This is a genomic window from Microcystis sp. M049S2, from assembly GCF_020245625.1.
Classification (GTDB): Bacteria; Cyanobacteriota; Cyanobacteriia; order Cyanobacteriales; family Microcystaceae; genus Microcystis; species Microcystis ichthyoblabe_A.
Window position 1 is genome coordinate 1 of the sequence record NZ_JADBUN010000243.1, and the last position, 6,942, is coordinate 6,942.

Below are 6,942 nucleotides of genomic sequence, written 5' to 3' on the forward strand. Positions count from 1 at the left end.
AACTGATAACTGATAACTGATAACTGATAACTGATAACTGATAACTGATAACTGATAACTGATAACTGATAACTGATAACTGATAACTGATAACTGATAACTGATAACTGATAACTATAAAAAAAACCGACCAACAAGAGAGAATTCCTGTCAGTCAGTCGGTGAGGATAGGCCGAATTTTACTCAGCTTTATTTCTTAGCGGGGGCAGCCTTAACGAGTTCCAATTCACTTTCAGCGAAGTTATTGGTATTCAGTCCACCGGCGCTACCACTAAAACCGTGGTAGTTAACAGTGTTAAAACGGACGATAACGGGATAGAGGATACCACTTTTGTCAACACTGGCTACGGTTCCTACATCGTTGTACCAGTAAGACTCTTTACGTTTGATTCTAACTTTGGCTCCGCGTTCGATTCCAGGCATAGGTGTTTTTTTTTAGGGTTTAGTTAACAGGTTACAATCAGAGCGAGTTTGCCGAAAGGGTTTTTACTTTAAGTTTTATTGCAAATCTTGCCACTCTGTTTGGACAAAATGCCCCGAACGTCCCCATAGGTCTGCCTTTGGTGCAATGTTAACGATTGTTAAGTTAAAAGGAATGGCCGTAGTCAGGTATTTTTGGGCCGACATTCCCACATCTGGCCCGATTTGAAAAGCGGTGGCAGTGGCTAAACCTAAGCCTAATAACTGAGAAATCGGACCTCTGGGGAAGACAAGATGAGTTCCTAAGACTAAGCCAGCGGTTAAGGCTAAAGTTACCGATAAATTGGTGCCACAACGCGGATGTAGTGCCAATTGCCCCTCGCCATTTTTGAGACGATGAAGAGCCTGTTTGGCCGCAATTTGCAGTTCATTTGTATTAATCTGTCCGTAGAGATAAAAACCCCTATCGGTGGACAGTCCCCCCAGGGCCTCGTTATCCGCAGGGGAGTGGTCAAAAGGCGATTGACGACGGGCAGCCATTTCGCTTAATACCCAGACGGTGGCGTGTTCCAAGGCGTGAACCTGTCGCAGGGTCAGAAATTCTTTGACACCGGGGATAAAGCCGATTTGTGCCAGTAAATCGCTGTCTTGCTGGGGCGAGGGGTTAAACCAGTCAAAAGAGGGGTTAGAAGGGCTACTAGAGGTCATAAAGTTGCGCTAGGGGGAGTTTTTTCGGGGAAGATGAGGGTGCTATTCGACAAAAAGGGGAAAATCTGACCACTGGGGAACTGCTGCTAGTTTTTGCTTTAGGTAAGGTTTGCTGAATAAATCTAAAAACCTTGTTGGATAAGACTTCTAGACTTTTTTGAAATCCAAAAGTGCCGGGCATGGGAGTGAGCAGGGGGAAAATCCCTGGACTTTTTCCCTGAAAATTGGGTAATTGACCACCTGAAAACCGGTAAAACCCTACACCCTACACCCTACACCCCACACCCTGCCCCCACAAAAAACTTTTTGCCGCAAACCCTAGTTAAGAAGCGAAATGATTCCAGTTATCTCGATTGCTGGTCTTGGTCATAAAAACTATAGTCAATTAGCTGTCTAAATAGGCGTTAATGATAGCAAGAGCCACTAAGGGAGCGGTAATTGTTCTCAAAATGCGTTTTCCCAATGATACAGGCACAAAATCAGCAGCGAGCGCTTGTTCTATTTCTGCCTCCGTCCATCCCCCTTCCGGTCCGATGGCCATGGTTATCTCGGTTGATGTTTGCAATTGAGAAAGTAGCGGGGCCACTGTTCTACGGGTAACACCAATATAACAAGTTGTCTGTGGGTTAGCTCCCCGGTTAAGGATGGCTAAAAATGACTGTGGTTCTTCGATAATGGGAATAATCTGTCTTTCTGATTGTTCTACAGCTTCCCGGGCAATTTTTCGCCAACGGTCAATTTTTTGAGGACTAGGATTGACTAAACCGCGTTCTGTCAGCAGCGGGATAATCCGATAAACTCCTAATTCGGTGGCAGCGCGAACGATATCATCAAAGCCATTTTTGGGAATTGCTACCATTAAATTCACTTGTACTGGTAGTTCGCTAGTTTCGTTTATCGCTTCTAAAAGATGGGCCGAATTATCAATTATTTCCGCTAACCACGCTTGTCCTTGTCCATTTAGGGCAATAAAACGGTCATGGGATTTTAAACGAACAACTTTTTTAAGATAATGACTTTGTTCAGATGTTAGGGCAATTAACCCGTTTTCTAGGGTATTAAAATCAAGAAGAAGACGATAATACAAGGCGGTTTAGTCTATATTACTATTGTGTTCAGAATCACTGTCAGCTATCTATTTTAGCTTTTATGGTGTTTTTGTATAGGGTTGAGAGTAGATCAGCTTATAGCAGTTATCTTAATGGTGAAGTACGAAGTTTTCCTTTTGGGTAGTCAGTCGTCAATACCAAATTAGGTTATACTTCATGTTTATGACAAAGGCTATAACTTACTATAGCCTTACCTACTCAGATCTGTTATAAAATTTATCCTCATCAAGGTATCTCTTGCCAAATAAGCATTAAGACTTGACAATACCCACTCCCCAACCCCCAGAAAATCCATGGACATAACTGCTAAAATTAAAGAAATAGCCCAAAAATATGAGATACCTCCCCAACTGCTAAAGGAAGCCATGGCTTTAGAAGTAGAAAAAATTACTCTAAAAAATCGGCATCTATCAGCTAAAATTGTCAAACTCATCGAAAAATATACCGACTCCTCACAATAAATAAACTCTATGACTTTGAGACTGAAACAAATTCGCTTAACTAATTGGAAATGTTATCCTAGTCAAAATATTACTTTTAACCTGCATCCCAACAGAAAAATTCAGATTATCTTCGGGAATAATGGCCACGGTAAAACTTCTCTAATGACAGCGATTTTATGGTGTCTCTATGGGGTAGATATTGTATCTAAAGAGACTCTGAAAACCTATTTTTATCGAGGTAAGGATAATTCTTCACCGGCAAGAGAAATGCGGGTGGAATTAAATTTTACTAGAAACGAGAAAAATTACTTTATCAGTCGCACAGCGAAATTAAACGTTAATGGTAGCACTTCTTCTCTCAGCTTAGAGGAAGCATTATTTTATGAAGATGGAACCATAAGAAGTAACTCTAGGGAATATATCGAAGCATTGCTTCCTAAATCTATTCGAGATTTTTTCTGTTTTGATGGCTTAAAAATTGAACAATATACCCAGATAACTCAAACTAAAGAAGCAAAAGAAGCAATTGAAAAAGTTTTGGGTATCCCGGAATTAAGAAATCTGCGTGATGATACAGAAAAAGCCTTACAAGAATTAGAAACCCGTTTAAATAAAGCCAAGGGAACCAGTCAAACTTTTAAAGATAAGCTGCAACAATTGCGAGAATTAGAAGAAGAAATTGATCTGCAACAAGGTCAGCGTAAAAATGCTAAAGATGAGGAAAAAAATGCTAAAATTATCCATCATGATGCTCAAGAAAAAGCCGCTCAGATTGAAAGTTTACGAGAAAAATTAGAGGAAATTCATAACTTAGAGAAAAAGCGTATCGGGTTACAAACTCAGTTAAATAACCTACAAAAGTCTATTGATTCTTGGTTAAAAAAAGCTTCGATACCTTTGCTGATTAACTTTGTGCAGGAAATGGCTGACGATTTGCAAGTTACTAGCTTAAAAAGCACTTATAAAACTAATTCTACAGCAATTTTAAAAGCAATACTTGACGATGAAAGTTGTTTATGTGGCCGTTGTTTAGATAAAAATTCTCGTGACTTTATCCTGCAACAAATTGCCGAACTAGAGTCCTTAGAAGTGGACAACGCCACCAGAATAGAAAAAGACCAACTTAGAATTTATTTACAGGGAATTATCCGAGATAATGCCAAATTTAGCACTTATAGTCAATTGCTTTTACAAAGAGATCGTTTAGAAGAAGAAATCGAAGAAATTAATCAACATATTAAACAGCTAAAACAGGAAACCACGGGAATAAATCAAGACTCGGTGAGGGATATTTGGCGAAAAGTTAACGAATCGGAACAAAAAGTTAAGGAGATTGAAGAAAGGATCGAACGCTTGCAAAAGGACATTGAAATCAAAGAAAAGCAATTAGAAAATTTACGCAAAGAAGTGGAAATTTTAGCTAGTGAAAATCAAACCACATCGATGTTATCTAATCAGGTTAAAATGGCTATAGGTTTAAAAAATGCCACTAACGAATTAATCGAATGGCATATCGATAATTCCCAAAAAATGATTAATCAAGTAACCAGCGATCGCTATTTACAAGTAACCAACAAACCAGAGGAATATAAAGGAGTAGAAATCACTCCCGAATATACTTTAGGAATCCGTACCATCACGGGAAAATTATTAAATCCCGATGTCTTAAGTGCGGGAGAAAAGGAAGCTTTAGCTTTTGCTTTTATCACCGGCTTAAATCAAATAACCGATACTTGTGTTCCCCTAATTATGGATACACCTTTTGGTCATTTAGACAAAGAACATCAAAAAAATATTATTAACTCTCTCCCTAATTTAAACTCCCAAGTGATTATTCTAGCTACCGATCGCGATCTTCCCGATCCACTTTTAAATCTGCTGCTCCCCTACACTACTGATATTTTTAAAATACACCGTTTAGCTGCCGATGAAGATGCTTCCGTGATTGAAGTGATGGAGAGTTACTAATGCAGAGAATCGATTCCAGTTTGAAGATTTATGCCTCGGAAACTTCCAGAAATTATCTACAGGTACTAAAAGATAATCAAACCTTTGAGCGCATGGTAGATGCTTATTTATTCGCCGCTGCTTTTGCCATTAAACAAGACTTCAGTATCTACGGAATCAATCTGAGCAATCGACAAGATTTAATTACTATTAGCCAAATCGATCCAGAAGTTATTTTAGCTTTAACCGCAGGAATTTATATTATCTGTAAAAAGAATTCCTATCCTCAACCTAGCGATGGCAAAGAAATTTTAGATAAGATCTGTCAATACGCAGAAGTGGGATTAAGGGAATTAAAAGAACGCTGGCAAGGCAAAGTCAGCAATCAAATCCAAGCTGACATTGAGAGAATTATCAATAATCTCTAAAATTCTCTGCATATAACTAGGGCTTGCTGAATAAATCTAAAAACCTTGTTGGATAAGACTTTTAGACTTGTTTTCCCTCAAAAAGTGCCGACCTTTGGAGTGATCGGGGGGAAAATTCAGGGACTTTTTCCCTGAAAATTAGGTAACTGACTACCTCAAAATCCGTAAAACCCCACACCCCACACCCCACACCCCACACCCTGCCCCTAGGAAAAGCTTTTTCAGCAAACCCTAACTATCTTTTTTAGGGATAACGACAAATTAGATTCTTTCCACACTGCCAAAAAAGACGGGTTCCACGCGAATAGCAACGATACTAGCTGGACGTAAAACCATATATTCCCCTTGAATATTTCTGATCGGAACATTGATAAAATCCCTGGAATCGGCTTTCGGAACTAATTCGTTACTGTACCACTTTTGAAATTCTTGGATAGTCAAAAAACGAACTTCCTCGCGATGTCCACTGCTTAAGAACAAATGTACTGAGTATTCGTCAGCTTTTCTACTCATTTTTTTAACTAATCAGATTGAATTTTTGTAATAAAGTTGCCATTAAAGGCGGAAAAGTGAGACGCAATTCGCTAAGATCTGAGAAAATTAATTTTTGGTAGCTTGGCAGGTCAAAAGCTAGTTTACCCTTTAATTCCGCCCGATTTTGATAGGTTAGCAGAATTTGTCCGCCCTGTTTACAAGCGATCGCATAACCTAATTCTACACTCACTAGGGGACTGGGCAGTAATTCCGTTTCTTTTTGGCTAATCGCCGTAGCATCAGCAATAAATAATAAACTTTTGCGAATTTTGCGTAATTGACTATCACTCAATCTGGTGACATTGCCCTCAGTTCGAGGCGTTTCTTCGATAGTTAAGGGCAAACGGGAGCGTTTATTAAGATTTTCGACGGTTTCGGTCAAAACTGTTTTTAAAGCGGTGCTAGAGTCCTTAAATTGGCTTTGGGAGCTAAAATAAATGACGGGATCCAGCCAAGTGCTGAGGTCCTGTTTAGTAAAGTAAATTTCTTGGGAAATCAGGTCAATATTCGAGATGACGTAACCGCCACTACCTTCGAGGTAAAATTCCACCCTTTCCCCTTCTAGATAGCGTTGGAACCAGACAGAACCCTGTATCGTCAGACTATCATCGAGAAAATCGGCCCTTAAACCCGATTTTAAGAGACTATTGCGACTTAAGCGCAAGTCGTGGGGACGTTTGACAACCTCGCGGATAGGTTCGTATTTGTCCAGATACCAAGCTTTCAGAGCGATGATGGCCATAGGTGTGGCGATTAAAGACACTCTCCCATTTTAGCAGTAAGCACCGATATCCTCTCCACATTCATCGGCAAGGTAAGAAAGAGCGCGAAATCTTAACATCATCAGGTTTTCGTAGAGGGGATTTAGCTTGCAAAGGGGCGGAATCTCTAGAATTGTCCAGCTAAATAGGGTAATTTTCCGCGCAAAGGGACATTGAGCCGGAATTAGACGACAAATCTTGTGGGCTAGTTCAGGTGTATTGATTTTTAGATGATCGATTCGTTGCCGCAGGGGTTGCCATAAATCCCATTTTGGTTGCGGTGACGGATTTTTCCGATTGCCTTTCGACCAAGGGGCGATCCAATTAGAGACAATTATTTTATTTGTGGTATAATCTGATACATCAGCATCGGCCATAGCTTTATCTTCAATTGATTGACTCATAAGGTTCTATCTGAGACTACGGGAGGGCAAATGCTCTTTCCCTAAAATCCTCTAGCCTGCATTATTCACCAACTGGCAAAAACCTGATTGTGAGGACATCTCAAAAAACAGACTGTTTTTCAGCCAGATCGCTAGATGAACTTCTTGCCAAGGCTTTCGAGGATTTTCCAAAGTCTTCATGAATAATG

9 protein-coding genes are annotated in these 6,942 nt (G+C 39.8%); 3 read left to right on the forward strand and 6 right to left on the reverse strand.

From position 1 onward, the window contains the following. Window positions 1-189: 189 nt before the first annotated feature. From IM496_RS19270 to IM496_RS19280, 3 genes are all read right to left on the reverse strand, one after another. Window positions 190-423 carry a photosystem I reaction center subunit IV gene (locus IM496_RS19270; protein ID WP_002767446.1) on the reverse strand — a complete coding sequence of 78 codons (234 nt, stop codon included), beginning with the start codon at window positions 421-423 and terminating at the stop codon, window positions 190-192. A 75-nt stretch (window positions 424-498) separates the two neighbouring features. Then, window positions 499-1,128, reverse strand: coding sequence for a DUF6391 domain-containing protein (locus IM496_RS19275; protein WP_104397673.1), 630 nt, complete (start codon window positions 1,126-1,128; stop codon window positions 499-501). A gap of 385 nt (window positions 1,129-1,513) precedes the next feature. Continuing rightward, entirely contained in the window at window positions 1,514-2,215 is a 702-nt protein-coding gene (locus IM496_RS19280; RefSeq protein WP_194015769.1) for a 16S rRNA (uracil(1498)-N(3))-methyltransferase, read from the reverse strand. Window positions 2,216-2,530: 315 nt separating this feature from the next. Between IM496_RS19280 and IM496_RS19285 the strand changes: the two genes are divergently transcribed. Genes IM496_RS19285 through IM496_RS19295 form a run of 3 tightly spaced genes read left to right on the forward strand, consistent with a single transcriptional unit; the run spans window position 2,531 to window position 5,055 of the window. Then, window positions 2,531-2,698, forward strand: a complete 168-nt coding sequence (locus IM496_RS19285; RefSeq protein ID WP_192576015.1) for a hypothetical protein — start codon at window positions 2,531-2,533, stop codon at window positions 2,696-2,698. Window positions 2,699-2,707: 9 nt separating this feature from the next. After that, the gene (locus IM496_RS19290) at window positions 2,708-4,648 is read left to right on the forward strand and encodes an AAA family ATPase (protein ID WP_287662954.1); all 1,941 of its coding nucleotides are present in this window, start codon (window positions 2,708-2,710) and stop codon (window positions 4,646-4,648) included. Then, window positions 4,648-5,055, forward strand: coding sequence for a hypothetical protein (locus IM496_RS19295; RefSeq protein WP_287662955.1), 408 nt, complete (start codon window positions 4,648-4,650; stop codon window positions 5,053-5,055). The genes IM496_RS19290 and IM496_RS19295 overlap by 1 nt, the downstream gene beginning before the upstream one ends. Before the next feature lie 261 nt (window positions 5,056-5,316). On the opposite strand, the gene IM496_RS19300 is transcribed toward IM496_RS19295, so the two are convergent. From IM496_RS19300 to IM496_RS19310, 3 genes are read right to left on the reverse strand one after another with little or no spacing between them, the layout of a single operon-like run. Then, window positions 5,317-5,568: a hypothetical protein gene (locus IM496_RS19300; protein ID WP_110578641.1), complete on the reverse strand. Its 252-nt coding sequence runs from the start codon at window positions 5,566-5,568 to the stop codon at window positions 5,317-5,319. A 4-nt stretch (window positions 5,569-5,572) separates the two neighbouring features. After that, entirely contained in the window at window positions 5,573-6,331 is a 759-nt protein-coding gene (locus IM496_RS19305; RefSeq protein WP_287662956.1) for a hypothetical protein, read from the reverse strand. Window positions 6,332-6,361: 30 nt separating this feature from the next. Further along, a complete protein-coding gene (locus IM496_RS19310; RefSeq protein WP_194015778.1) occupies window positions 6,362-6,754 on the reverse strand; it encodes a Mo-dependent nitrogenase C-terminal domain-containing protein in 393 nt (130 codons plus the stop codon). Window positions 6,755-6,942: the final 188 nt, after the last annotated feature.